This window comes from uncultured Microbacterium sp., assembly GCF_900078385.1.
Lineage (GTDB): Bacteria > Actinomycetota > Actinomycetes > Actinomycetales > Microbacteriaceae > Microbacterium.
Genome location: NZ_FLQR01000001.1, coordinates 436,182 through 460,944 on the forward strand (window position 1 = coordinate 436,182; position 24,763 = coordinate 460,944).

Sequence of the window (24,763 nt, forward strand, 5' to 3'; positions counted from 1 at the left end):
GTCAGTCGTCCGTTCGCTCGGGCTCGGCGAGCGGACCCGTGCTGCGGTCGCCGCGGAGCCGCTTGACGACGAGCTCGGCGGAGATGAGGCACATGGGCAGTCCGATCCCCGGCAGCGCCGATCCGCCCGCGTACAGCAGGCCGTCGACCTTCGCGGAGGCGTTGCGGGGACGGAAGACGGCGCTCTGGCGGAGGGTGTGCGCGAGACCGAGCGCCGTGCCCTGCCAGGCGCCGAAGTCGTCGGCGAAGTCGCCGGGGGCGATCGTGCGGCGCACCCGGATGCGCGCGGCGAGGTCGGGGACGCCGGTCCACTGCGCGATCTGCGCGATGGCGGCGTCGGCGAGCTTCTCGATCCGGGCGTCGCCGTCGCCGTCGACCCCGCCGTGGCCGAGGCCCGGGTCGGCGGGCACCGGGACCAGGACGAAGAGGTTCTCCGCGTTGGCCGGCGCGACGGTGCTGTCGGTCGCGCTCGGCTTGCAGATGTACAGCGAGGCGGGGTCGGGCACCGTCTTCGTGTCGAAGATCGCCTGGAAGTTCTCCTTCCAGGCGTCCGTGAACAGCAGGGTGTGATGCGCGAGCTCGGGCAGCTCGCCGTCGACGCCGAGGAGGAGCAGGAGCGCGCCGGGTCCCGCGGTGCGCTTGCGCCACCAGGATTCCGGGTAGGTGCGCTCGTCGTCCGGCAGGAGCTTCGTCTCGGTGTGGTGCAGGTCGGCCGTGGAGACGACGACGTCGGCCTCGAGGACCTCGCCGTCGCCCAGGCGCAGGCCGGTCGCGCGGCCGTTCTGCGTGCGGATCTGCGTGACCGGCGTGCCCGTGCGCACCCGCACCCCGCGCGCCTCGGCGAGGCGCTGAACGGCCGCGATGACCTCGGTGAACCCGCCCCGCGGATAGAGGACGCCCTCGTCGAGGTCGAGGTGGCTCATGAGGTGGTACAGGCTCGGCGCCTCGTACGGAGAGGTGCCGAGGAAGACTCCCGGATAGCCGAGGATGCGGCGCAGCAGCGGGTCGCGGAACCGCTTGTCGATGACCGACTGCAGGGAGCGGGTCAGCAGCGGAGCGAGGGTCGGGAGCCGGCGCAGGAGCGTCCGATCGCGGAGCCCCGCGGTGCTCTCGTACGTGTCGTAGAGGAACCGCGTGACGGCGAGGTCATACGCGTCCGCCGCAGAGTCGAGGTAGGCGTCCAGTCGCGCGCCGGCGCCCGGCTCGCGGGACTCGAACAGCGCGCGGGCGTGCGTGCGACCCGACACGACGTCGACGTGCTCACCGGCGCCGGTGCCCTGCGGCTGCCCGTACACGCGGTAGGCCGGTGTCAGCGGCACGAGGTCGAGCTCGGCGTCCGCGGTCGTCCCGAGGAGGCGGAAGAAGTGGTCGAAGACCTCCGGCATGAGGTACCAGCTGGGCCCCGTGTCGAACCGGAACCCGTCGCTCTCCCACGACCCGGCCCGTCCGCCCGTGACGTCGCGGGCTTCGACGACGGTGACGTCGTAGCCCTCTTCGGCCAGGAGTGCGGCCGTCGCGAGCCCGGCGATGCCGGCGCCGACGACGGCGGCGGTCCGCGTCACGAGTCCGACCGCCGGGGCCGGCCGAACGCCGCGGCGCGCACGGCGATGCCCGCCTTCCGGGCGTTCGGGACGCGGACGCGCGCGTCCGGATCGGGCTCCTGCCGGAGCCGCTTCGCCAGCTCGGCGAAGAGGTCGTGGGCCGTCGTGACGGCGCGGCGGCAATCCGCCGGCAGGTCCGGGATGACGGCGGCCGCGGCGGCGAGGTCGCCGTCGATGCGCTCGAGCACCTGCGCCCGCGACGTCGTGCCCGCCTCGACCCCGAGGTAGTCGCGGCCGAGCCGGTGCGCGTCGTCGGCGTGGTCGCGGAGGAAGTTGATGTCCTGGAACGCCGCGCCCAGTCGGCGCGCGCCGCTGATGAGGGCCGGTGCGGGCGTCACGGGCGCGGGGGCACCGGCGGAGACGAACACCTGCAGGCACATGAGCCCCACCACCTCGGCGGACCCGTACACGTAGGCCTCGTGCGACTGGGCGTCGTGGACGCTGCGTTCCAGATCCGTGCGCATGGACGCGAAGAAGGGGCGCACGAGCTCGCCTCCGATGCCGCACTCGCGCGCGGTCCGGGCGAACGCGTGCACGACGAGGTTCACGCTGAAGCCGCGGGCGATCGCGGTGAGGGTCTCGGCCTCGAGCTCGTCGAGGACGAGGCGCTGGGTCGCGGGCGGCAGGCCCGCGGCCGCCGCCGTCCCGTCGACGACCTCGTCCGCGATCCGCACGAGGGCGTAGACGTTCCGCACGTGCGGGCGCACGCGCGGCCCGAGGAGACGCGAGGCCAGGCCGAACGAGGTCGAGTAGGCGGTGATGACGGTCGCGGCGGCGTCGCGCGCGACGCGGTCGTAGCGGTCGAGGTCGGGGATCTCCGCGCTCACGGGATACGCTCGTCGATCGCGGTGGCGAGCTGGGCGAGCAGGCTCACGACGGGCGCGCCCAGCGACGTCTCGGCGGCCAGCCGGCGCGCCTGCGCGAGGGTGTCGTGCACCAGGACGATGAGCTCCTCGCGGGCCCCGCTCGCGTCCAGCTCGCGCTGCGCCGCCCGCAGCGCGATGGGTCCCGTGTGGGCGACGGCGAGGGCGGAGCTGACCCGCGGCCACGCGGGGGAGTGCTGCGCGAGCGCGATGAGCGGGGTCCGCTTGGCCTCACGCAGGTCGGCGCCCGGCTCCCGGCCGGCCTGCTCGGCCGTCCCGAAGGTGCCGATGAGGTCGTCCACGAGCTGGAAGGCGAGGCCCAGGAGCCCGCCGATCGTCTCGACGGCGGTGCGTTCTGCCGCCGTCGCATCGGCCATGAGGGCACCGGCTGCCAGCGGCGCCCGGAACGAGTACGCGGCCGTCTTGTCGTGTGCGGCGCCGAGGAGCGCCGGGGTGTCCGGGTAGTCCGGAAGCACGGCATGCTCGACGTCGGCGAGCTCGCCCAGGGCCGAGACGAGGATCGCGTCGTCGAGGAGTTCGAGCAGTGCGGCGCGGGTGGCGTCCGGGAGGGCGGCCGTGGCGATCATGCGGGTCGCCTCGAAGAGCAGGAGGTCGCCGGCGAGCACGGCGGCCGCGTCGCCGAGGAGGTCGGCGCCGTCGGCGGTGGCCCCGCCGTCGCGGGCGCGGCCACGGAACTCGCCGCCGACGTTGGGGGCACCGCGGCGCTGCGTGTCGCGGTCGATGAGGTCGTCGTGCACGACGAACGCGGTGTGCAGCAGCTCGAAGGCGGCGGCCACCTGCGATACGCCCCGCGTGTCGGCGGCGCTGCCGCCGAACGCTTCGAAGGAGGCGACCACGAGCGCGGGGCGCAGCCGTTTGCCGCCGGCGGCGGCGCGCGCCGTCGCATCGGCGAGCGCGCGCGCCGAGGGCCCGCGCCGGGCGGTGCGGGCCCGCAGTCGCGACAGCGACGCGTCGATCTCGACGTCGACGGCCTCGCGGGCGGCGGGGGAGACGGCGATCATGATGCGCGGCGGACGGCCGGCGTCTGGAAGAGGTGCAGCTGCTCGGCCTGCAGGACGAGCCACGGGCTGAACGCCCACGGCGTCGTGACGAGCGACGAGCCGAGGTCGGCGGGGTCGACCCAGCGGGACTCGACGACCTCGAGCGGATTCAGGACGAGCTCGTCGTCGGTCACGGCCGTGTAGACGGGGCAGATCTCGTGCTCGACGATCCCGGAGGCGTCCACGGCACGGTAGCGGAACAGTGGCAGGGCGAGCCGCACGTCCTGCAGCGTGATGCCGAGCTCGTACTCCGCGCGGCGGTGCACGGCGCTCAGCACCGGCTCGGCGGGCTTCGGGTGGCCGCAGAACGAGTTCGTCCACACCCCCGGCCACGCGGTCTTGCCGAGCGCGCGCCGGGTCACGAGGAGCTCGCCGGCCCGGTTGTAGACGTGGCAGGAGAACGCCAGGTGGAGGGCCGTATCCGTGCCGTGCACGCTCGACTTGGGGGCCGTGCCGATCTCGCGGCCGTCTTCGTCCAGCAGGACGACGTGTTCTGTGTCTGACATCTCGCCTCGATTTTTGCTAGTTTAGCTAGCGATTTCGATTGAGCATACCCAAACCGACCCGGAGGTGTCCACGTGACGCAGCGGTGGGTCCCGCAGACCGCTCACGATCACCTCATGCTGGAGGCGATGAAGGCCGTGCGCGCCTTCAGCGATGCCATGGACCGCATGCACGGTGATCTGCGCGGCGACATGGGCATGAACGCGAGCGACCTCGCGGCGATGCGGATGCTCATCCTCCGCGAGCAGCGCGGCGAACTCGTCAAGCCCCACGACATCGCGAAGCACCTCTCCATCACGTCGGCATCCACGACGAAGCTGCTCGAGCGGCTCGAGGAGAGCGGACACCTCGAGCGCCTTCCGCATCCCACCGATCGTCGGGCGCGGATCGTCGTGCTGACGGATCAGGCGCGGGCGGAGTTCTATCAGCGCTTCGGCGAGCGGATGCGGAAGATGCGGGGCGCGATGTCCGGCTACGACGTCGAGGAGCTCAAGGTCGTCGTCCGGTTCCTCTCCGAGATGGAGGAGGCCCTCGTCGGCAGGTGACGGGGCGACGCGCCCGGGGAAACGAAGAAGGCGCCCCATCCGGGACGCCTTCTTCATCTGGTTGCGGGGGCAGGATTTGAACCTACGACCTCTGGGTTATGAGCCCAGCGAGCTACCGAGCTGCTCCACCCCGCGGCACACGAAAAGCCTAACATGCCTTCCGGGGACCGGATGCACGCGTTGCCCGCCGGGGCCCCGGCGGGAGAGGATGAGGGCATGTCATCGCAGTCCCACGCGCGCGAGGCCCGGTCACGCGACGACGCGGCCGACGGCCGTGCGGAGACGCCGAACGAGCGTGCCGACCGCAACTGGAACGACGTCCTGCAGGAGCTGCGGGTCCTCCAGACGGGCACGCAGATCATCACCGGGTTCCTCCTCGCCCTCGCCTTCCAGCCGGCCTTCGCCGACCTGACCGCGGGCCAGCGCACGTTCTACCTCACCCTGGTCGTCGGCTCCGCCCTCAGCGCGATCGTCGCGCTCGCGCCCGTCGCGCTGCACCGGTTCCTCTTCCAGCACCGTGCCAAGCAGACCGTCGTCGCCTACGGGCACGCGGCACTCATCACGGCGCTCGTGACCGTGTCCCTCCTGCTCGTCGGGGTCGTGGCCTTCATCTTCGAGGTCGTCGTCGGGGATGCCGCCTCGTGGACCGCGGGAATCGTCCTCGGCGTCATCATCGCGGTCCTGTGGGTCGCCCTCCCGCTGATGTTCCGCGCGCAGACGGGACGCGACGCGTGAGCGGGCCCGCCGTGCCCGTCGCCGTCGCGCAGTTCGCCCCGACGGCGGATGTCGCCGCAAATCTCGCGCTCATCGAGGAGCTCGTCGCGCGCGCAGCGGATCGCGGCGCGCGGGTCGTGCTCTTCCCGGAGTACTCCAGCTACTTCACCGACCCGTTCGACGAGTCCCTCGCCGCGCACGCCCAGGATGTCGACGGACCGTTCGTGCAGGCGCTGACCGCGCTCGCCCGGCGCCACGGCGTCGTGGTCGTCGCGGGACTCCTCGAGCGCGCCGGCGACGGCCGGCGGGTGCGCAACACCGTCGTCGCGGTCGCCGAGGACGGCGTCCGCGCGACGTACCGCAAACTGCACCTGTACGACGCGTTCGGTCAGCGCGAGTCGGACTGGGTGGAACCCGGCGTGATCGCGGCGCCCGAGACCTTCGAGGTCGACGGCGTCCGCTTCGCCCTGATGACCTGCTACGACCTCCGCTTCCCGGAGGTGGGCCGGCTCCTCGCCGACACGGGCGCGCACGTCCTCCTCGTGGCGGCGGAATGGGTGCGCGGTCCCCTGAAGGAGCACCACTGGCGGACGCTCCTGCACGCCCGCGCCATCGAGAACACGGTCTTCGTCGCTGCGGCCGACCACCCGCCGCCGCTCGGCGTGGGCGCCTCGATGATCGTCGACCCGCAGGGCGTGGAGATCGCCGGCGTCGGCACGACGAGCGACGTCGCGGTGGCGCACGTCGACGCGGACGCCGTCGCGCGTGTGCGCCGCGTGAACCCGTCGCTGGCGCTCCGTCGCTTCCGCGTCACGCCGCGCGACTGACGGCCGCACGGCGCGTCGTCAGCGCGGCAGGGCGGCCAGGCGCGCGGCCGCCTCCTCGAGCACGTCGACGCGCTTGCAGGCGGCGAACCGCACGAGCGTGGCGTAGTCGCCCTGGCGCTCCGGTGTCGCGAACGCGGTCAGCGGGATCGCGACGACGCCGGCCCGCGCGGGCAGCGTCCGGCAGAACTCCGCCGCGTCCTCCGCGCCGAGCGGGCCCGCATCGGCGACGGTGAAGTACGAGCCGGCGGGACGCGAGACGGCGAAGCCCGCCGCGCGCAGGCCGTCGCCGAGCAGGTCGCTCTTGTGCCGCATGGTCGCGGCGATGCCTGTGAAGAAGGCATCCGGGAGGCGCAGGCCGGCGGCGATCGCCGGCTGGAAGGGCGCGCCACCGACGTAGGTGAGGTACTGCTTGACCGTGAGGACCGCCTGCACGAGGTCCGCGGGACCGGTCACCCAGCCGATCTTCCAGCCGGTCGTGGAGAAGGTCTTCCCGCCCGAGGAGATCGACAGCGTCCGCTCCGCGGCGCCGGGGAGCGTCGCGAGGGCCGTGTGCGGTCCCTCGAAGACGAGGTGCTCGTAGACCTCGTCGGTCACGATGATCGCGTCGTGGCGCTCCGCGAGCTCCACGACGAGCTCGAGGACGTCGCGCGTGAAGACGGCACCGGTGGGGTTGTGCGGGTCGTTGACGAGGATGAGGCGCGTCCGGTCGGAGACCGCCCGGCGGAGGTCGTCGAGGTCGGGCTGGAAATCGGGCCAGCGGAGCGGGACGGCGACGAGCCGGGCGCCGGCGAGGGCGACGCACGCCGCGTACTCGTCGTAGTACGGCTCGAAGACGACGACCTCGTCGTCCGGGGAGTCGACGAGGGCCAGGATGGCGGCGGCGAGGGCCTCGGTGGCACCGGCGGTGACGAGCACCTCGGTCTCCGGGTCGGGGCGAAGACCGTAGAAGCGGTCCTGATGCTCGGCGATCGCGGCGCGGAGATCGGGCATGCCGCGCCCGGGCGGGTACTGGTTGACGCCCGCTGCGATGGCGTCCCGCGCGGCCTCGAGCACCTCGACGGGGCCGTCCTCGTCGGGGAACCCCTGCCCCAGATTGATGGCGCCGGTGCGGGCGGCGAGGGCACTCATCTCGGCGAAGATCGTCGGCGCCGCCGACCCGTCGGCGCCCAGGAGCCCTGCCCCACGGGCGGTGCGCTGCCAGGCACCCGGAATCGCTCGCATCGCGCTCAGGTTACACGCATAGGGTCACCGGGGTTCCGGCATAAGAAACGCACAGAAACCCGGGGCATCCTGAAGGGGCTTGGGAAAGAGGAGCATCATGAGCGACAACGCCGCATCCACCAACGAACCGCAGAACCCCGCGCAGGAGCCGGCTCTCGAGAGCGCTCCGGCCGCGGCCGGGATCCCGCCGCGCCCGCCCCTGCCTCCGCAGGCGCCGGACTACGCTGCGCAGCAGCCGTACACCGCGCCGCAGGCGCCCGCCTACGCGCCGACCGCCGCCGACCAGGCCGCAGCGCCCGTCTACCCGACCCAGCCGACGCAGCCGTACGGCGAGACGTCCGCCGAGCCGATCGCCGAGGCACCCCCCGAGGGCGGGAAGGTCGGCGCCGGCAAGATCGTGGCCATCATGGTCGCCGCGGCCCTCGTGGGCGGAGCATCCGGCCTCGGCGCCGCGGCGGCCGGCGGCTCCCTGTTCCCGTCCTCGCAGACCGTCGTCCAGAGCGGGCCGTCCACGGTCACCGTCAACGACAGCGCCTCGGTCAACCAGACGACCGCGATCGCGACCAAGGTGCTCCCGAGCGTCGTCACCATCTCGGCGAGTTCGTCGTCGGCGGGCGGCACCGGCTCCGGCGTCGTGCTCTCCGCCGACGGTTACGTGGTCACCAACACGCACGTCGTGACGCTCGACGGCGCGACGGGGGGCGCGGACCTGAAGGTCACGACCAGTGACGGCAAGGTCTACACGGCCGACGTCGTCGGGCTCGACCCGATGTACGACCTCGCCGTCATCAAGCTCGACGGGGCAGAAGACCTCACGCCGATCGAGATCGGCGACTCCGGCGATCTCAACGTCGGTGACGGCACCATCGCCATCGGCGCCCCGCTGGGGCTGTCCAACACCGTCACGACCGGCATCGTCAGCGCGCTGAACCGCTCCATCCAGATCGCCTCGTCGGCCGTGCCGGAGACCGAGCAGGACACCGAGCAGAACCCGGATGACGGGAACGGCCCGTTCCAGTTCGACTTCGGCCAGGGCGAGCAGCAGTCCGGCTCCACCGGCACGATCTCGATCGCGGTCATCCAGACCGACGCCGCGATCAACCCGGGCAACTCCGGCGGCGCACTCGTGGACGACGAGGGCAAGCTCATCGGCATCAACGTCGCGATCGCGACGGCCGGCGGATCGTCCTCCAGCCAGTCCGGCTCCATCGGCGTCGGGTTCTCCATCCCGTCGAACATCGTCCAGCGCGTGACCGACGAGATCATCGCCGACGGGGAGGCCACCCACGGGCTTCTCGGGGCCATGGTCGGCGACGCGGCGAGCCAGGAGGATGCGACGACGGCCGGCGCCTACATCAGCGAGGTCACCGGCGGCGGCGCCGCCGACGAGGCGGGGCTGAAGGCCGGCGACATCGTCACCCAGTTCGACGGCGTGCCGATCTCGGACGCCACCGATCTGACGGCCCAGGTGCGCGCCCTCGCAGCCGGCAGCTCCGCGACGGTCGTGTACCTCCGGGACGGCAAGGCCGCCTCGGTCGAGGTCACGCTGGGCGAGCTCAGCCAGTAGCGGCTCCCGGACCAGGACGCCACCCCGCGATAGGCTCGCGGGGTGGCGTCCTTCTCGTTCGGCGCGGGCAACGCCGGGAAGCTCGTGCGCATCCCGCTGTACCTCCTCGGACGCCTCGCCACGTTCCTCATCCCGCGGTCCCGGGATGAGTGGGTCTTCGGCTGTGCCGTGGGCGTCGCCGACGGCGCGCTCGCCCTGTGGGACCGCGCCGCATTCGCCGGCGAGGATGCCGTGTGGCTCACCGGCGGCGACCGCGATGCCGCCGCGGCGGAGGCCCGCGGCATCCCGCACGTCCCGAAGCACTCGGCGCGCGGGTTCTGGCGGACGGCGCGCGCTCGCGTCGTCGTCGTGACGCACGGGCTCGGCGACGTCAACCGCTACGCCGTCGCGGGCGCCTTCGTGGTGCAGCTGTGGCACGGGATCCCGCTCAAGCGCATCGGGCTGGACTCCCCGGAGACCACGCGCAGCCCCCTGCCGATCGGCTCCGCCGCGGTGAGCCGGCTCCTCGCCCTCCTGTACCGCCGCGCGCAGCGGGGCATCCGCGTGCTCCCCGCCGCCTCCGAGCTCGTCCGCGGTCGCCTCGAGTCGGCGTTCGGGCTGGACCACGAGCGGGTGCCGGTGACCGGCGAGCCGCGCGTGGACGTCCTCTCCCGCGGCACGGCGGAGGAGCGGCGCGCGGCGGCGCGCACGCGCCTCGACGACCTCGTCGGCCCGTTCGGCGCCGCCTCCCGTCTCGTCCTCTATGCACCGACGTGGCGCGACGGCGCTCCCGACCCGGCCGTCCCGACCGCGGCGCAGTGGGCGCGGCTGACCGAGGTGCTGACGGCCGGGGACGGCGTGCTGCTGATCCGCTCGCATCCGCTCGGCGCCGGCGACTACACGCCGCCCGCGGCGACCGACCGGGTCCGGCTGCTGGCCAGCGATCTCGTCGCGGACGTCACTCCGCTGCTGCCGGGGCTCGACGCCCTCGTCACCGACTACTCCTCGCTCGCGTTCGACGCGGCCCTCGTGCCGCTGCCGTGCCTGTTCCTCGCCCCCGACGTGGACGCGTACCGTGCGCGCCGCGGCTTCTACGGCACGTACGCCGAGCTCGCCGGAGACGAGGTCGCCCCGTCGTGGACGGAGGCGACCGCCCAGCTCGAGCAGCTGTGGGCCGATCCGCACGAGCATGCGCGCCGGCGGGACCGTGCGGAGGCGCTGAGCGCGCGCATGCACGCGCATCGCGACGGGCGCAACACCGAGCGCGTGTACGAGGCCGTGCGCGCCGGCCTGGCGCGAGGGAGGACGACGTGAACGCCGAGTTCGACGTGGTGGGCGGTGCGCTGGTCCTCAGCGGGACGGGCGCCGCCCCCGCGGCCGTGGTCGCCGTGGGTCCGCGCGCGCGGACCACTGCCGAGATCACCGCCGAGGGCGCCGCATGGCGCGCCGTCCTGCCGTTGCGCGCCGCGCGCTGGGGCGGGGACGAGCTGCCGCTGCCGGCCGGCGACTACCGCGTCGCGGTGACCGGCGCCGACGGGAGTCCGAGCGCGGTGACGGCATCCGTCCCCCTGACGATGTTCCCGCTCCTCCGCGCCGGACTGGACGGCGAGACGCTGCGCGTCGGTCCGCCCATCGATCCCGCCTACGACTCGGGCGACGGCCAGGCGGCGCTCGAGCGCCGCTACGCGACCCGGCCCGGGGGGCTGGAGAACGCCGTCTTCTTCGAGAGCTTCTACGGGCGCAACGCGAGCTGCAATCCGCTCGCCATCGACCGGGAGCTCGCGCGGGTCGCACCCGGGGTCACCCGGTACTGGAGCGTCGTGGATCGCTCGGTCGTCGTGCCCACCGGCGCGATCGGCGTCGTCGAGGGGAGCCCGGAGTGGTGGCGCGCGCGCGGCTCGGCGCGTCTCCTCGTCGTCAACGACTGGCTCCGCCGCCGCTTCGCGCGCCGCCGCGGGCAGGTCGTGCTGCAGACGTGGCACGGGAGCCCCCTGAAGCGCCTCGCTCTGCACCGTCCGGGCTTCGACCCGCGGCGGGCGGCGGCCGTGTTCAAGGAGAGCCGCCGCTGGGACGTGCTCCTGGCCCAGAACCCGTACGCGGCGCGGATCCTCCGGAAGGCATACGCGTTCCTCCGCCGCCCGGTGTGGGTGGAGGGCTACCCGCGCAACGACGTGCTCGTGACCGGGGACGGCGCCGCCGCGCGCAGGGCGCTCGGGATCGGCGCGGAGGAGCGCGTCCTCCTCTACGCCCCCACCTGGCGCGACGACCGCGCCGAAATGGTCGACTTCCTCGACCCGGCCGCCCTCGCCGCCGAGACCGACGCCGTCGTGCTCGTGCGCGGGCACTCCCGGACGCTCGCCGCGGGAGCCGATGCGGCCGGTCCGCGGGTGCTCGACGTCACGACGTTCCCCGACATCGCGCAGCTCCTCCTCGTCGCCGACGTCCTCATCACCGACTATTCGTCGGTCATGTTCGATTTCACCGCGACGGGGAAGGCGATCTACTTCCTGACCCCCGACGTCGAGCACTACCGCGGGGAGCTGCGCGGCTTCTACTTCGACCTCGCCGCGCACGCGCCCGGGCCGCTCGTGACGACGCAGGACGAGCTCGTCGCCGCTCTCGCGGACCCCGAGGTGCCGGCGCGGTTCGCACCCGCGTACCGGAGCTGGCAGGCGCGGTTCAACACGCACGACGACGGGCACGCGGCCGAGCGCGTGGTCGCCCGCATCCTCGACCAGGGTTTCGTCGACCGCGCCTGAGGCGAGGCCGGTCAGGGGTGAGGCCGGTCAGGGCAGCGGCGTGTTCCGCCCCAGCCGCGACGTGTCGACGTTCTCCTTCGCGCCCCGCGTGATGCCGACGAGGAAGCCGACCCCCCACGCGAGGTGCATCGACGGGAGCACCACGAGGCTCCAGAGGCGTTCGCGGAAGCCCGGCGCACCGGCCGGGGCGAGGGAGACGACGATCACGAGGACGAGGTAGGCCGCGACGGGCAGGTGCACGACGGCGGCCACGAGCGCGGACGTCCCGGTCAGGATGCCGCTCAGCCGCAGCACCGCCACGACCAGGGAGGCCGCGACGGCGAGGACGAGCAGCGGCGGCGCGAAGAACCGCAGGGCGTTGCGCCGTCCGTAGCGTCGGACGAGCTCGCCGCGCCACGTTCCGGTCGAGCGGAACTGGCGGACGAGGCGCACCCAGCTCTCCCGCGGCCAATAGGTCACCGCGAGCGCGGGGTCGAACCACACGCGGTAGCCGGCGCGGCGGATGCGGAGGTTCAGCTCCCAGTCCTCGCCCCGGCGGATCGTCTCGTCGAAGAGGCCGACCTCCTCCAGCACGCTCCGGCGCATGACGCCGAGGTAGGCGGACTCCGCCGGTCCCTCGGCGCCGCCGGAGTGGTAGGCGCCGCCGCCGAGGCCGATGGGGGAGTTGTACCACCGCGCGACGGCGCGCTGGAACGCCGTCCGCCCGTCGGCGCGCATGACGCCCCCGACGTTCCCCGCCCGCACGCGGGCCAGCGTCTGCATCGCGCGACGGGTGTAGCCCGGGACGAGCTCGGAGTGCGCGTCGACACGCACGATCGTGGGGTGGCGGGCGGCGCGGATCGCCAGGTTCAGACCCACCGGGATGTCGGCCGCCGGGTTGTCCACGATGCGGATGCGCGGGTCGGCCCCCGCGAGCCGGTGGGCGAGTTCGGTCGTGCCGTCGCTCGAGGGTCCGATCGCGAGGATGAGCTCGCCGGGCCCGTCGTGCTCCTGTGCGAGGACGGTCGCGACGGCCCGCTCGAGGTAGTCGTGCTCGTTGAGAACCGGCATGACGAACGAGACGCCGGAGCCGGGCGCCGGGACGGGGGCGTCCCGGTCCGCGGGCTCGACGTCGTGCACCCGTCGATCATGCCACGGCCCCGATACCCTGGGAGGATGTCGATTCTCGGGGATGCGCGCAAAGTCGTCCGACTCTTCTCCGGGGCGCTGAGCTCGCGCGCCGCGATCGCGGAGGCCGAGCGACTGGACCGCCAGCGCGGGCCGCTGCCGCCGCGGCACTTCCAGGTCGCGGTGTACTTCGCCGACGGTCCCGTGAACCTGTACCAGATGCGCCAGTGGTACGCCCCGCTCGTGAAGCTGGCCGAGACGCGGCCCGTCGTGGTGATCGCGCGCGCGGCGAGCGGTGCGGCGGCGCTGCTGAAGGAATCGCCGCTGCCGGTCGTCTACGCCCGGACGATCGACGACGTCGAGAGCCTCCTGGCATCCCAGCAGATCCGCGTCGTGCTGTACGTCAACCAGAACACGCGCAACTTCCAGATGTTCCGGTACGGCCACCGCTGGCACGTCTTCATCAGCCACGGCGAGAGCGACAAGGTCTACATGCGCAGCAACCAGATCGGCGCGTACGACTACGCGTTCGTGGCGGGGGATGCCGCGATCGCGCGCCTGCGCGGCGCGCTGTGGGACTACGACATCGACCGCCGCGCCCTCCCGATCGGTCGCCCCCAGGCGGACTACTTCGGGGCGCGGCCGGCTCCGTACCCGGCTGACGGGCGGGTGACCGTCTTCTACGCACCGACGTGGGAGGGCGATCGCGCCTCGATGTCGTACGGCTCGATCGTCACGCACGGCGAAGCGCTCGCCGCCGCCGTGCTCGCCGACCCGACTCTGCGGCTCGTGTTCCGTCCGCACCCGCGCTCGGGGGTCTCCGACCGGGAGTACGGCGTGGCGCTGCGCCGCATCGTCGCGGCGATCGGCGCGGCCAACGCGGCCGACCCGACGGCGCACCACGTGTTCGACGAGTCGCCCGACCTCGACTGGCAGCTGCTGGCCCCCGACATCGCCGTCATGGACGTCTCCGCGATGGTCTACGACCGGCTCGCGACCGGGAAGGCGCTGTTCGTCACGCGCCCCGTCGACCCGGCCGCCGTCATCGACGACGAGGGGTACCTGTCGGAGTGCGAGTGGCTGGACGCGCGGGATGCCGCCGACGTCGGCGCGCTCGTGACCCGCGCGCAGCAGCCCGATGTCACGGCGCGGCTCGCGCAGTGGTCGCAGCACTACTTCGGCGACACGACGCCCGGCGCCGCCACCGCCCGGTTCGAGGACGCCGTCGGGCGACTCGTCGCGGAGTGGGAGGTCTGGCACGCGCGGGCCGGCGCGCAGGGCATCGACGATGAAGAGGTCGAGTCGTTCGTCGACGCCGACAGCGAAGAGGACGACCCGGAGGATTGAGCGGCGTCGGCCGCGGCGCTCAGTCCCCGTCGCCGCCGGCGTCGCCGGACTCCACGGCGGCGGGCGCGGCAGGCGTCAGCGCGATCGCGATCGTCTCGACGCCGACCGGGTCGCCGTAGATCGTGTACTCGACGTTGGGCGCATCGCCCAGCTGCTCGACGGGGGAGCGGGGCTGCCACGGCTCGGAGGGGAGCCCGGTCCACTCGGTCGGCTCTTCGGGGCGGGTCTGGAAGATTCCCATGCGCCCATTCTGCGCCCGAATCCGCGCCCCGTCACCTGGCCGGCGCCGGGTCAGACGCGTACCGACGACAGCAGCCCCAGGAACCGGCGCACGGCGTCCGCCCGCTGCAGCAGCCCGTGCGCTCCGACCGGCTCGATCGAGGCGATGAGATGCGCGACACCGCCGATCCCCGCGGACACCGTCCCGGCATCCCCGCCGATCGTCAGCGTGGCCTCCGTGAAGTCGCCCCACGCGTCCGGGCCCGGGTCGTCCCGCAGGGTCCGCACGCACCGCAGCGCCACATCCCGCCCGCCGCGCCGCACGGTGCCCGTATACGTCAGTGCCCCGTCGACCAGCGTCACCTCGCCGCCGGCGAGGTAGACGGTGCCCTCGCCGGGGATCGTGACCGCCCCCACGAGCGACCCCTCCGACGCGGGCGCTGACACGGACGCGGGCGCGGCCGCATCGAGCGGAACCTCGACGGTGAACGTCGCGTCGACCTCGTCCGCGCCGACCCGCCCGCGGAGGCGGTCGGTGATCCGCACCGAGACCGGCGGATCCGTCATCCGCGTGCAGGTCGCATCCTTCGGCACCCCCGCCCCCGAGCGCCCGTCGAGGTACGCGCGGGCGTCCCGGTACCCCATCGCCAGCAGGGCGTCGGACGAGATCCGGCCGAGGTAGAACTCCGGATCCAGCGGCAGCGGGTGGCGCGGCGCGACGACGTGCAGGGTGAAGTCCCGCCCGAGCGCGCGCGCGAGCTCGAAATCGGCCAGGAGGGCCCCCATCGCGCTCATCTCGATCATGTGCACGTACTGCTCGAGCGGACCGTCGCCGAAGTACGGCGTGTTCCCGATGCACCACACGAGCCAGATCTCGTCCGCTCCGCGGCGCACGGCCTCGGCGACGCCGGCGTCACGGACCCACACGGCATCCGTGAACACCTCGTCGCCGCGGCGCAGCGGGGTGAGCCAGCCCGGCAGCGACATCCCCGCCGCGAGCAGCTCCAGATCGAGATCGCCGGGCTCGAGCGACCGGCACTCCTTCGTCGTGAACTCGACGACCTGGAACGTGCCGGCGATCTCGCTCCGCCGCATCCGCTCGACGTCGATCCCGAGACGGGGGAGGACGGTCTGGACGATCGCGTCCGCGTCGCCGATCGCCGGCAGCGACCACGGCCCGGTGAGGTACTCGTGCAGCGGCAGCAGCGACGTGAAGGCGGATGCCGACAGCCCGCGCCAGCGGTCGCACATCTCCACCCCCGAGACGCCGGAGAGCATCATGGCGGCCGTCATGATGCCGCCGGAGGCGCCGTCGACGTGGTCGAACGTGAGGTCCTCCTCCTCGAGTGCGCGGATGACGCCCGCCTGCCACGCGACGCGCATCCCTCCGCCGGCGAGCACGAGCGAGCGCATCAGCGGAGCCGGTTCCGGTGGACCGCCAGCAGCACGGCGGTCACAGCGTCGAACGCCGCGACGAGCAGGGCGATCGGCGAGAACACCCGCCGAGCGACCCCCAGACCCACGGCGACGGCGGCACCGGCCTTCTGCGCGGCTCCCCAGCCGAGCGCTGCCGTGTCCGGCGACGCGGAGCGGAGCGTCCCGACGACGAGTCCGCCCACGACGACCATGAACATGCCCACCGTGCCGAACAGATGCCGCGTCGATCTCTCATCCGCCCCGCCGATCGCCCGCAGCACGAAGCCGGGCGCCACGACCTGCAGCGCGCCCGTGCCGACCGTGCCCCAGCCGATGGCGGTCAGCACACCCCGGAGCGTCATGTCAGCGCCCCCACGAGGTCACCGCGCACCACGAGGTACCCGATGATCACGAGCCACGTCGCCGTCGCGCCGTAGAAGCGCACGCTGTTCAGCGCCATCCACCGCCGCAGCAGCTCCTGCAGCTCCGCGACGTCGGTGACCTCGCCGCTGCGCACCCGCTTGTTGATCGGGATGATGAGGCCCTGGCCGACGAAGGTCAGGACGAAGATCCCGAGCAGGCACCCCACGCCGAACCACACGAGGGGCGTACCCCACTCGGCGACGATGAGCCAGATCGAGGCGAGGAACATCACCGGCACGATCCACGTGAAGAAGACGGTGGCGAGGCGCGTCGGGATGCCGAAGTGCACGTCCACCTGGTCGGGCGTGAGCGCCCGCCAGGTGGGGAAGAGGAACAGGCGCAGCGTCCACATCGTGCCCATGTACAGCGACGCGCCGAACGCGAAGTACAGCGCCGCGATGAGCGTCACCCACCCCATGTCACACCCCCTCGGGCACGCGCGAGCGGTCCGGCGGCGCCGGCCACACCTCGCCGCGACCGAGGTCGACGACGGTCTCGAGGCCCTCCATGGGCACGGCGTCGGCCGCGTGCTGCGTCGGGGCGGTGAGGAACCACGACTCGAAATGGTCGTCCAGCACGCCGGTGGCCTTGGGGATCCACACCGTCGCGATCGGCTTCCGGCCGATCTTCAGATGCGCCAGACGCTGGGCGAGCTCGCCTCCGAGGACGAGCCGTCCGCGCGCCGCCCTGCCCACGGCGATGTCGGCCGCCCCGGAGAAGTAGATGGTCGACTTCATCAGCATCCCGCGGTAAGTGCAGTAGTTGTCGGCGGCGAGACCGAGCGGAAGCGCCGTGCGCGGGGGCCGGGCGATCTCCACGAGGCACGCGGTCTGCCCGTCGTGGTCGTAGAGCGCGGAGACGGCCTGTTCGGAGACGCGGAAGTCCAGGCTGTCCTGATGCTTGGGCATCCCCCAGATCCCCTTGCCGCCCTTGACGGAGACCTCGGTGCTCACCGGGAGGTCGACGACGTACTGGCCGAGCCCGACGGCGCGCTGCAGCACGAGCGGCAGGATCGGCAGCCGGGGACGATGCCCGTGCGTGACGGCGATCGCGATCGAGTACTCGATGTACGCGCCGATGTCGGTCTTGCGGTAGTCGACGACGGTGATGAGGAGCACGCCGACGCCGAAGCCGATCGTCGCGGGGTGCAGTTCGGATCCCGGCAGCAGCCGCTTCGCGGCGGCGGCGGAGATCGGGAACGCCGCCATGAGGCAGGAGGCGTCCGCGGTGTCCACCGGCATCCGGTAGGGGATGCCGTCGACGCGGGCATGACTGCCGCGGAGGCGCTTCTGGCGGCCCGGCACGGGCGAGGGCAGCAGGGAGAGGACGGCGCGCACGGGCGCCCACAGCACGGTCATGAGGCCAGCTCCTTCAGGATGATCGGATACGTGTCACGCCACGCGTTCCGCGCCCAGAACACGTCGAGGTGCCCGTAGCCCGGGATGACGTGCAGAGCGTGGCGGCCGGGCTGGTGGTGGTCCAGGTGCGCATAGGTGAGCGCCTGGCTCTCCGGCAGGAAGCACCGGTTGTCCTTTCCCGCGAGGAGGGCGAACCGCGCGTGCGTCTGCGGCGGCGCCGTCGCGAGGTCCTCCGGGAGGTCCGGGTGCTCCCGCACGGGCACGAGGTGGCCTGCCTGGACGCAGCGGCTCATCTGCGCGAAGAAGCTCATCGGCACGCGGGCGAATTCGCCCGTGATCCAGTCGTGCGTCGCCTTGTCGATGTTGCGGTGCGCCCACAGCGCCGGATGCCCCGAGCCGTAGGTGAAGCTCACCATGCGGCAGACGAGGTTCCGGCACTCCGGATGCGTGATGTCGACGGTCCGGCGGACGAGCCGGGAGAAGTAGCCGTCCGAGCGGTACGCCCAGGCGGGCGACAGGTAAGGCGTCACGCGGGAGATGACCGGCGTGAGCCGGTGGATCTTGAACTCGGAGAACGCCGGGATGACGGGATGCAGCGACACGGCGTTGCTGACGATGCGGTCCACGCGCGGCAGGAGGCCGGCGACGGCGGCCATCGCGAAGGAGGTCGAGCCCTGGCAGTGCACGACGGCGGCGAGCGTCGGCGCGCCGGTCTCCTGGAGCACGCGTTCGACGGCCGCGGGGTGGTCGTATGCGGCGGCGTCGCACAGCGTCCAGTCGGTCGGCTCGAGGTCGATCGATGCCCGCCAGTTCAGCATCCACACGTCCCAGCCGGCCTCCAGCAGCATGTCGACGAGGGTGCGGGGGATGGGCGGGCGGAAGATCTCGGCGCGCACCCCGGCGCCGTGGACGAGCAGCACGGGCCCCCGGTGCGGCTCGTGGGGTCCCCGCACGTGCACGAGCGTGAGCGGGCGGCCGTCCCTGGCCGTGAGCGGCAGCACCTCGGTGCGGTGGTCGTCCCTCGTAACGGTCGCGGTGCCCGTCGGGGGCGCGGTCAGGGTGTCGGTCATGCGGGTGCCTTTCCGCTGTCCGGGGCCGGCGTCGCCCCGCGGTTCCGGGTGATGGTGATGGGTCCGTCGAGCAGCCGGACGCCGGTGATGCGCGCCGCGGGCACGACCCGCATGCCGCCGTCCGCCGCCGTCGTCGTCGCCCAGTCGGTGCAGATGCGGTCGATCACGATCGCATGGATCTGGATGCTCCCGTTCGGCTGCAGCCGCATCCGGAGGAAGCCCTTGTGGTCGGCGATCGCCTGCGCGGACATCCGCCAGGACGCCACCGTGCCGTTCGGCTGCGTCAGGAGGAAGAAGCCGAACATCGCGGTGCCCAGGAGCGCGCCGAGGCCCCACGACCCGATCGCGGCGACCCCGAGCAGCACGATGCCGGGAAGCGGCGGCATCCCGAGTGACCGCGCGGCCAGGAGGAGGCCCACGAGCGCGAGGAGCGTCAGGCAGCCGGCGACGAGCTGGAACACGATCGCCAGGGTCGCCACGACGCCGCCCCACCCGAACAGGAGGCTCATCAGCCAGTGCAGGAGCCAGCTCCCGAGCGCGATGGCGACGACGACGCCCAGCGCGCTCGCCGTCGTGGGGACGGGACCGCGCAGGACCGCGCCGATGCTGTCCGGGGCGGTCTGCACGAGGCCGACGACGGCGCCGAGAAGCCAGGCGAGCACGAACTGCACCCACCCGATCCCGACCATGAGCCCCGGGTTCCGCCAGCCCAGCCACCACCGGGAGAACGGGTTCGCGACACGGCGGTACAGCCGCCGCGACGTCGCCGTGTCGGGATAGGTGGGTCCCACACGTCGCATCGGCATGCCCGGGACGTCCTTGCTGCGCATACGGGACGTCGCCGGCGGCAGCTCGAGGGTCTCCGGGAGCCGGTGGGTCTCGGCGAGGTACGCGCCGCCCAGTCCGCAGGTGATCGCCTGGACGCCGTGCTCCTCGTCCGGCTCGCCGTCCGGCCCCAGCTGGACGTAGCGCGAGTAGTGATGCTGGTCGCCGGTCAGCCAGAGCCGGACGGCGGCGCCGGTCGGCTCCGCCGTCCCCGCGGTCTCGCGGGTGCGGACGATCGTGCGGTCGAAGAAGTGCAGCTGGTTGAAGCCGTCGGGTCCCTTCGTGGCGGTGTGCACCCATGCGGGCGCGGCCGTGCAGACGATGACGCCGTCGCCGGGCCGCAGGTGCGCCGTCAGGTGCTGCCGGAAGTAGGCCAGCTGCGGCTCGTCGATGTACTCGCCGAGCTGGGAGTCGAGCCCCACGAGCCACCAGCCGGGCGCGATCGCGACGACGAAGTAGCTCCGCGTCTGCGTGGTCTGCCACCCGCCGATCCTCGCGCCCCGCGCGAAGACGCGGAGGAAGGAGGTGAGGCCGTCGTACCAGTCGTGGTTGCCGGGCACCGCGAGCATCGTCGGCTGCTGCGCGCCCGCCTCGGCGGGGAAGGCCGTGGCATACGGGCCGATCGTGCGGTTCTCGTACGCGCGCGCCGAGCCGGCCGGATAGACCTCGTCCCCGCCCAGCACCAGCACGTCACCGCGCGGCAGCTCGAGGTCCACCCCGCCCGGGGTGTCGACGAACAGGGTCGGTGCGGCCAGCAGCGTCGCGATCGTCGTCGTCGCGTCGAACCCGTCGCCGAGGTCGGCGGCGAAGTCGATCCACACGTCCCCGTCGACGGGGGATGCCAGCTGCGCCGGCGCGCTCGGCAGGACCGCCTGGACCTCGCGCTTGTCGCCGTAGTCGGCGAACACCTTCGCCATGCCGGCCTTCATGGCCGTGCGCGCGAGCGCGGGGGGATCGAGCCAGCGCGTCATGCCGGCCGGCGCGAATCCCAGCACGCTCTCCAGGCCCAGGAGCTCGCGGCGCTTCATCGGCGCGCCCCGTCGCGATCGCCGGCGAGGTAGACCTGCCACAGCTCGCCGAGGAAGAGCCGCCCGAACGCGGCGAGGGCCGCCGCCCCGGCGGGGCCGTCGGTGCGGAACGTCGTCAGCTGCTTGGCGAAGTCGAGCGGCCGGATCACCAGCACGCCGGCGCCGCGGACGTCCGTGTCGGCGGGGAGGTCTCCGGCGGCGACCGCGCGGGCCGCGGTGCGCTCGGCGGGGGTCTCGGCGCGCGGCGGCGGGATGTGCCCGGCGAGCAGGCGGACGTACAGGGTCGAGGTGTCCCCCCAGACGTCGAGGCCGCCGTCGTCCGCGACGTCTTTGTGGCCCACGAGCGTCACGGGGTCGCCGGCGCCGTCCCGGAGCCACAGCCGGTAGAGCATGCGGCGGCCGGGCCGGTCGGGCGGGTCGACGAAGAGGTGGAACCAGCCGCGCTCGACCTCGCTGCGCCCGCCCAGGGCGGTCGCTTCGACGTAGCCGCTCGCCGTGCCCTCGTGCAGGGGGTCCGCCGCGAAGGCGTCGACGTCGGGCGCCGTGATCGTCAGGACGAACTCGAGGCTGTCCCCGCGGTAGCGGGCGCGTTCCGCCCCGCGCCGGGGATCGGTCTCGCCGAGGCCGACGTGGCCGACCATCCGCTCGGTGAACGACACGGACGTGGCATCGGCGCGGACCGCGGGCATCGGCGGGGCGGCGACAGCGGTCTCGGCGCGCGACGGTGCGGCCTGCGGCGCACGCTGCGGCCACGGCTGTTCCAGCATCCGCGTGCACGCGCGGTCGGCGAGTGCGGCGATGGTCAGCGACGGGTTCGCGCCGACCGGGCCGGGAAGCGCCGCGCCGTCCAGGACGTGCAGGCCCGGGTGCCCGAACACCTCGCCGTACGCATCGCACACCCCCTCGCCGGGGTGGCGTCCGATCGGCGCGCCGCCGACCGGGTGCACCGTGATGACGCGGCCCAGCCACCACAGCGGGTTGTCGCTCACGTCGGCGCCGAGCTGGTCGCCGATCCGTCGCATCGTGTCGCGCATCCGCGCGAAGTAGGGACGGGAGGTCGCGACGGTCCAGTCCACGGCGAGACGACCGCGGCGCAGCGACATGTGCCCGTCCGGCGTGTCCCGACCCATGCCGAGGAGCGGCAGCGAGCTGCCGGAGAGGTGTCCGTCGCCGAGCAGCTGCGCGATGCTGGCGGAGAGGTTCGAGCGCCCCTCGGTGAAGAGCCGGTTGCGCACCGACTCCCACCCGAACCGCGCTCCGCGCCGCGCCATCGCACGCAGCTGCGCGACCTCGACGAGCCACGTGAGGAAGGCCGGGAACCCGGCATCCTGGATGTAGAAGCCGCGCCCGCGCGCCCCGTCGCCGTCGTGGCCGTCGGGCATCCGGATGGCGGAGGTGATGACCGTGCCGCGCCCGCCGTCGATCGGCAGGGGCGCGCCGTCCTGGGCGCAGCCCATGAGGAAGGTGAGGAGGTCGCCGTTGCCGCTGAACCGCGACCCGAGCGCCGTGCCGAGGCCGCCGAGCGCGGCGCGGCTCCGCAGCAGCAGGTACGTCGTGCCGAAGCTCCCGGCGCCGAGGATGACGCGGTTCGCCCGGATCGTGTGGACGGGAAGCGTACTCGTCGACGTGTCCCCGGTGGCGCCCGGCTCGTGGACGACGTAGCTGACGACGTACCCGCCGCCGGCGTCGGGACGGATGCCGCGCACCTCGTGCAGTGTGCGGATCTCGGCGCCGTGATGACGCGCCGCCGAGAGGTAGGTGTGGTCGAGGCTGTTCTTCGCGCCGGTGTTGCAGCCCACGTCGCACTCGGCGCACAGCGTGCAGGTCACGCGGCGGCGCCCGTGCACGTTGCCGTAGGCGGGCGTGGGCAGCTCGGCGCCGGGCTCGGGCTCCTCGCCCGGACGGGCGAAGGTGACGGCGAGCGGCGGGCGGAACGCCGGCATCCCGATGTTCACCGCGGCCCGCTCGAACGCGGCGGTCTTCGCGGTGTCCTGGTACGGGTACGGCGTCGCACCCATCATCTGCTCGACGGCCTCGTAGTGCGGCTCGAGGTCGTCGTAGCCCACGGGCCAGTTCTCGTACCCGCCGCCCGGCAGCGGGGAGTCCTTCACGAACCAGGCGGGGTCCTTCCGCAGCAGCACGTTGGCGTAGATGAGCGACCCGCCGCCGAGGCCGCTCGAGACGAGTCCCTCCAGACCCCGGAAGGTCCAGGCGTCGAAGAGGCCGTACATGCCGGCGCTCGGATCCCAGAAGTTGCCCGCCATCTCGGTGGGCGTGCGCGCGAAGTCCCCGGGGCCCCACGCCCGCCCGCGCTCCATGACCACGACGTCCTTGCCGGCGTCGGCCAGTCGATACGCGGCGACGGACGCGCCGAAGCCGGAGCCCACCACGAGGACGTCGGTGGAGTCGGAGAGCTGGTGAGGCACGGCAACCTCCTGCAGGGGTCAGAGCGAGCGCATCCGATCACCCAGAGGAGCGCCGTGGCCCCGCGGTGATACACCCTCCCCGCCGTCCCCCGGATGGATCTTCCCGAGGCAGAGCGTACGCCGCGGGGCACGCCCGCGACAGGGTCAGTCGTCGCCGAGGTCGTGCGCCTCCGGGGCCTCCGACACGGGGGCCTCCGACGCCGGCAGCACGCGCCCGCCGCGACGCCGCGTGAGAGTCGACGCGATGACGTCGCCGACACGGCGGACGCCGGACAGCGCGGTGTGCTCGAGGCGACTCGCGCCGGGCTTCGGCTCGAGTTCGACGGGGTAGGCGACCGGGGGCACCCCGAACGCGCGCCGGGAGTTCACGAGCACGCGGCGGCCCAGCACGTGGTTGCCGGCGCCGCCGACGGCCGCGCCGATGCCGAAGGGGAGCGCCTTGCCGAAGAACGAGGCGCCGCCGCGCGCGGCGAACTGCCGCACGAACGCGGACTTGAGTCGATCCACGAGCGGCCCCATCGCGGCGCGGGGGAGCGACTTCGTCACCAGCTCGCCCCAGTACTTGTCGCGGGACGCGCCCTTGCCCGACGCCTGCCGGGCGAGCTGCGACACGAGGTCGACGCCCTCCTTGCCGAGCATGAGGGTCAGCACGAGCGCGCGGGCGCGGTCGGGATCGGTCATCGGGATGCCGTGCACCTCGGCGATCGACTGCGCGTACAGGGCCGTCGCCTCGAGGAAGGCCACCGTCTCCGCGCCGCTGAGCACGAGGGTGACCGCCGTGCCGATGCCCGGGACGACGGCCGTGGCACCGACGGCCGCGCCGCCGGTGGTCACCGTGGCGAGGTAGCGACGCTCGAGGATGCGGACGACCTCGGCCGCCGTGGCGTCGGGATGGCGGAGGCGGATGCTCCGCAGGTGCGCGACGACCGCGGGACGCTGGATGGCCAGGACCCGATCGAGCGCGCGCACGGCGAACGGGTGCTCCGCTGCGCCGGGTGGGGGGAGCGGGCCCTCCCACGGCGCGTCGGCGGGAAGGGAGTGGATCCGGTGCACCTTTGCCATGACAGCGTCGATCCTAGGCGTGGCCGCTGAGCGGGGCCTGAGGACGGGCGGGATCAGACGAAGAGGTTGGCCCGCTCGAGGTCTTCGGCGAAGTCGACCTCGACGGCGTACAGGTCGGAGATGTCCATGGGCTCCAGGCGCAGGCCGTTCTCGACGATCGCGAGCTCGAGGCCGCGCTCGAAGTAGTCCTGGTCGTCGACGCGCCCGAGCTGGGCGATGAGGGCCGGCTTGTCGGCGCGCGAGATGTAGTTGATCCCGACGGCCTCGCCGATGCCGCCCACGACGGTCTTGGACAGCTCCTTGATGAAGCCCTCCGCGTCGACGGTGTACTTGACCTCTTCGTCGCTGACCTTGGCCGTGTTGACCGAGACGAAGGACTGGTCGCGCTCGATGAGCTCGATGGCGCGCCCGAGGACGCGGGGGTCGAAGACGACGTCGCCGTTCATCCACAGGACCGCGCGCTTGCCGGTCGCCTTGAGGGCGCGCAGCAGGCTCTTGGAGGTGTTGGTCTGGTCGTAGCGGTCGTTGTAGACGTACTCCGCCTCGGGGAACGCCTCGACGATGGTCTCGGCGCGGTAGCCGACGACGGCCGTGATGCGCGCGTCGGAGCCGAACGCGGCCCGGATGTTGTCGTGCTGCTGACGCATGATGGAGCGACCGTCGCTGAGCTCGGTGAGGGGCTTCGGGAGGCTGCGCCCGAGGCGCGAGCCCATACCGGCCGCGAGGATGACGGTCTGAAGAGTCAAAGGGTGCTCCTGAAAGGTGTTCACTGTCCGTTAGACGACATGACACTCCTTCGTGCCTCGTCAAATGGTAGCGAAGCCACCTGGGAGGGTGCAGGA

23 protein-coding genes and 1 tRNA gene are annotated in these 24,763 nt (G+C 73.1%); 7 read left to right on the plus strand and 17 right to left on the minus strand.

Features of this window, described 5'->3' with window-relative positions:
- Window position 1 precedes the first annotated feature (1 nt).
- Genes crtI through idi form a run of 4 tightly spaced genes read right to left on the minus strand, consistent with a single transcriptional unit; the run spans window position 2 to window position 4,030 of the window.
- Window positions 2-1,561, minus strand: a complete 1,560-nt coding sequence (gene crtI, locus QZL85_RS02085) for a phytoene desaturase family protein (protein ID WP_295573013.1) — start codon at window positions 1,559-1,561, stop codon at window positions 2-4.
- A complete protein-coding gene (locus QZL85_RS02090; protein WP_295573016.1) occupies window positions 1,558-2,427 on the minus strand; it encodes a squalene/phytoene synthase family protein in 870 nt (289 codons plus the stop codon). Before QZL85_RS02090 ends, crtI begins: the two co-directional genes overlap by 4 nt.
- The gene (locus QZL85_RS02095) at window positions 2,424-3,485 is read right to left on the minus strand and encodes a polyprenyl synthetase family protein (protein WP_295573018.1); all 1,062 of its coding nucleotides are present in this window, start codon (window positions 3,483-3,485) and stop codon (window positions 2,424-2,426) included. Before QZL85_RS02095 ends, QZL85_RS02090 begins: the two co-directional genes overlap by 4 nt.
- Complete coding sequence (gene idi / locus QZL85_RS02100) at window positions 3,482-4,030, minus strand: isopentenyl-diphosphate Delta-isomerase (protein ID WP_295573020.1); 549 nt, start codon at window positions 4,028-4,030, stop codon at window positions 3,482-3,484. Before idi ends, QZL85_RS02095 begins: the two co-directional genes overlap by 4 nt.
- A 72-nt stretch (window positions 4,031-4,102) precedes the next feature.
- Here idi and QZL85_RS02105 point away from each other — a divergent pair, with 72 nt between their 5' ends.
- Window positions 4,103-4,573, plus strand: coding sequence for a MarR family winged helix-turn-helix transcriptional regulator (locus QZL85_RS02105; RefSeq protein ID WP_295573022.1), 471 nt, complete (start codon window positions 4,103-4,105; stop codon window positions 4,571-4,573).
- Window positions 4,574-4,631: 58 nt separating this feature from the next.
- Here QZL85_RS02105 and QZL85_RS02110 read toward each other — a convergent pair.
- A tRNA-Met gene (locus QZL85_RS02110) sits at window positions 4,632-4,708 on the minus strand.
- An 81-nt stretch (window positions 4,709-4,789) separates the two neighbouring features.
- Here QZL85_RS02110 and QZL85_RS02115 point away from each other — a divergent pair.
- Window positions 4,790-5,308, plus strand: coding sequence for a DUF6328 family protein (locus QZL85_RS02115; RefSeq protein WP_295573023.1), 519 nt, complete (start codon window positions 4,790-4,792; stop codon window positions 5,306-5,308).
- Window positions 5,305-6,114, plus strand: a complete 810-nt coding sequence (locus QZL85_RS02120; RefSeq protein WP_295573025.1) for a carbon-nitrogen hydrolase family protein — start codon at window positions 5,305-5,307, stop codon at window positions 6,112-6,114. Before QZL85_RS02115 ends, QZL85_RS02120 begins: the two co-directional genes overlap by 4 nt.
- Before the next feature lie 18 nt (window positions 6,115-6,132).
- Here the strand turns inward: QZL85_RS02120 and QZL85_RS02125 are convergent, their stop codons facing one another.
- Window positions 6,133-7,335 carry a pyridoxal phosphate-dependent aminotransferase gene (locus tag QZL85_RS02125; protein WP_295573027.1) on the minus strand — a complete coding sequence of 401 codons (1,203 nt, stop codon included), beginning with the start codon at window positions 7,333-7,335 and terminating at the stop codon, window positions 6,133-6,135.
- A gap of 97 nt (window positions 7,336-7,432) precedes the next feature.
- On the opposite strand from QZL85_RS02125, the gene QZL85_RS02130 reads away from it, so the two are divergent.
- The 3 genes from QZL85_RS02130 to QZL85_RS02140 are packed head-to-tail and all read left to right on the plus strand — an operon-like array spanning window position 7,433 to window position 11,640.
- Complete coding sequence (locus QZL85_RS02130; protein WP_295573029.1) at window positions 7,433-8,902, plus strand: S1C family serine protease; 1,470 nt, start codon at window positions 7,433-7,435, stop codon at window positions 8,900-8,902.
- A gap of 42 nt (window positions 8,903-8,944) precedes the next feature.
- A complete protein-coding gene (locus QZL85_RS02135) occupies window positions 8,945-10,195 on the plus strand; it encodes a CDP-glycerol glycerophosphotransferase family protein (RefSeq protein ID WP_295573031.1) in 1,251 nt (416 codons plus the stop codon).
- Entirely contained in the window at window positions 10,192-11,640 is a 1,449-nt protein-coding gene (locus tag QZL85_RS02140) for a CDP-glycerol glycerophosphotransferase family protein (RefSeq protein ID WP_295573033.1), read from the plus strand. Before QZL85_RS02135 ends, QZL85_RS02140 begins: the two co-directional genes overlap by 4 nt.
- A 27-nt stretch (window positions 11,641-11,667) precedes the next feature.
- On the opposite strand, the gene QZL85_RS02145 is transcribed toward QZL85_RS02140, so the two are convergent.
- Entirely contained in the window at window positions 11,668-12,690 is a 1,023-nt protein-coding gene (locus tag QZL85_RS02145) for a glycosyltransferase family 2 protein (protein ID WP_295573920.1), read from the minus strand.
- Between the two features lie 105 nt (window positions 12,691-12,795).
- Here QZL85_RS02145 and QZL85_RS02150 point away from each other — a divergent pair, with 105 nt between their 5' ends.
- The gene (locus tag QZL85_RS02150; RefSeq protein ID WP_295573034.1) at window positions 12,796-14,094 is read left to right on the plus strand and encodes a hypothetical protein; all 1,299 of its coding nucleotides are present in this window, start codon (window positions 12,796-12,798) and stop codon (window positions 14,092-14,094) included.
- Window positions 14,095-14,113: 19 nt separating this feature from the next.
- Here the strand turns inward: QZL85_RS02150 and QZL85_RS02155 are convergent, their stop codons facing one another.
- The 10 genes from QZL85_RS02155 to QZL85_RS02200 form a co-directional block, all read right to left on the minus strand.
- Window positions 14,114-14,335: a hypothetical protein gene (locus tag QZL85_RS02155; protein ID WP_295573036.1), complete on the minus strand. Its 222-nt coding sequence runs from the start codon at window positions 14,333-14,335 to the stop codon at window positions 14,114-14,116.
- 50 nt (window positions 14,336-14,385) lie between these two features.
- On the minus strand, window positions 14,386-15,726 hold the full coding sequence (locus QZL85_RS02160; RefSeq protein ID WP_295573039.1) for a patatin-like phospholipase family protein: 1,341 nt from the start codon (window positions 15,724-15,726) through the stop codon (window positions 14,386-14,388).
- Window positions 15,726-16,091 carry a hypothetical protein gene (locus tag QZL85_RS02165; RefSeq protein ID WP_295573042.1) on the minus strand — a complete coding sequence of 122 codons (366 nt, stop codon included), beginning with the start codon at window positions 16,089-16,091 and terminating at the stop codon, window positions 15,726-15,728. Before QZL85_RS02165 ends, QZL85_RS02160 begins: the two co-directional genes overlap by 1 nt.
- Entirely contained in the window at window positions 16,088-16,570 is a 483-nt protein-coding gene (locus QZL85_RS02170) for a DUF1772 domain-containing protein (RefSeq protein ID WP_295573044.1), read from the minus strand. Before QZL85_RS02170 ends, QZL85_RS02165 begins: the two co-directional genes overlap by 4 nt.
- Window position 16,571: 1 nt before the next feature.
- On the minus strand, window positions 16,572-17,510 hold the full coding sequence (locus QZL85_RS02175; protein WP_295573047.1) for an acetoacetate decarboxylase family protein: 939 nt from the start codon (window positions 17,508-17,510) through the stop codon (window positions 16,572-16,574).
- Complete coding sequence (locus QZL85_RS02180; protein WP_295573049.1) at window positions 17,507-18,580, minus strand: alpha/beta hydrolase; 1,074 nt, start codon at window positions 18,578-18,580, stop codon at window positions 17,507-17,509. Before QZL85_RS02180 ends, QZL85_RS02175 begins: the two co-directional genes overlap by 4 nt.
- Window positions 18,577-20,433, minus strand: a complete 1,857-nt coding sequence (locus tag QZL85_RS02185; RefSeq protein ID WP_295573051.1) for a metallophosphoesterase — start codon at window positions 20,431-20,433, stop codon at window positions 18,577-18,579. Before QZL85_RS02185 ends, QZL85_RS02180 begins: the two co-directional genes overlap by 4 nt.
- Window positions 20,430-22,859, minus strand: coding sequence for a GMC oxidoreductase (locus QZL85_RS02190; RefSeq protein ID WP_295573054.1), 2,430 nt, complete (start codon window positions 22,857-22,859; stop codon window positions 20,430-20,432). The genes QZL85_RS02185 and QZL85_RS02190 overlap by 4 nt, the downstream gene beginning before the upstream one ends.
- Window positions 22,860-23,003: 144 nt before the next feature.
- Window positions 23,004-23,921: a hypothetical protein gene (locus QZL85_RS02195; RefSeq protein ID WP_295573056.1), complete on the minus strand. Its 918-nt coding sequence runs from the start codon at window positions 23,919-23,921 to the stop codon at window positions 23,004-23,006.
- A 53-nt stretch (window positions 23,922-23,974) separates the two neighbouring features.
- Window positions 23,975-24,667, minus strand: coding sequence for a phosphocholine cytidylyltransferase family protein (locus QZL85_RS02200; protein WP_295573058.1), 693 nt, complete (start codon window positions 24,665-24,667; stop codon window positions 23,975-23,977).
- Window positions 24,668-24,763: the final 96 nt, after the last annotated feature.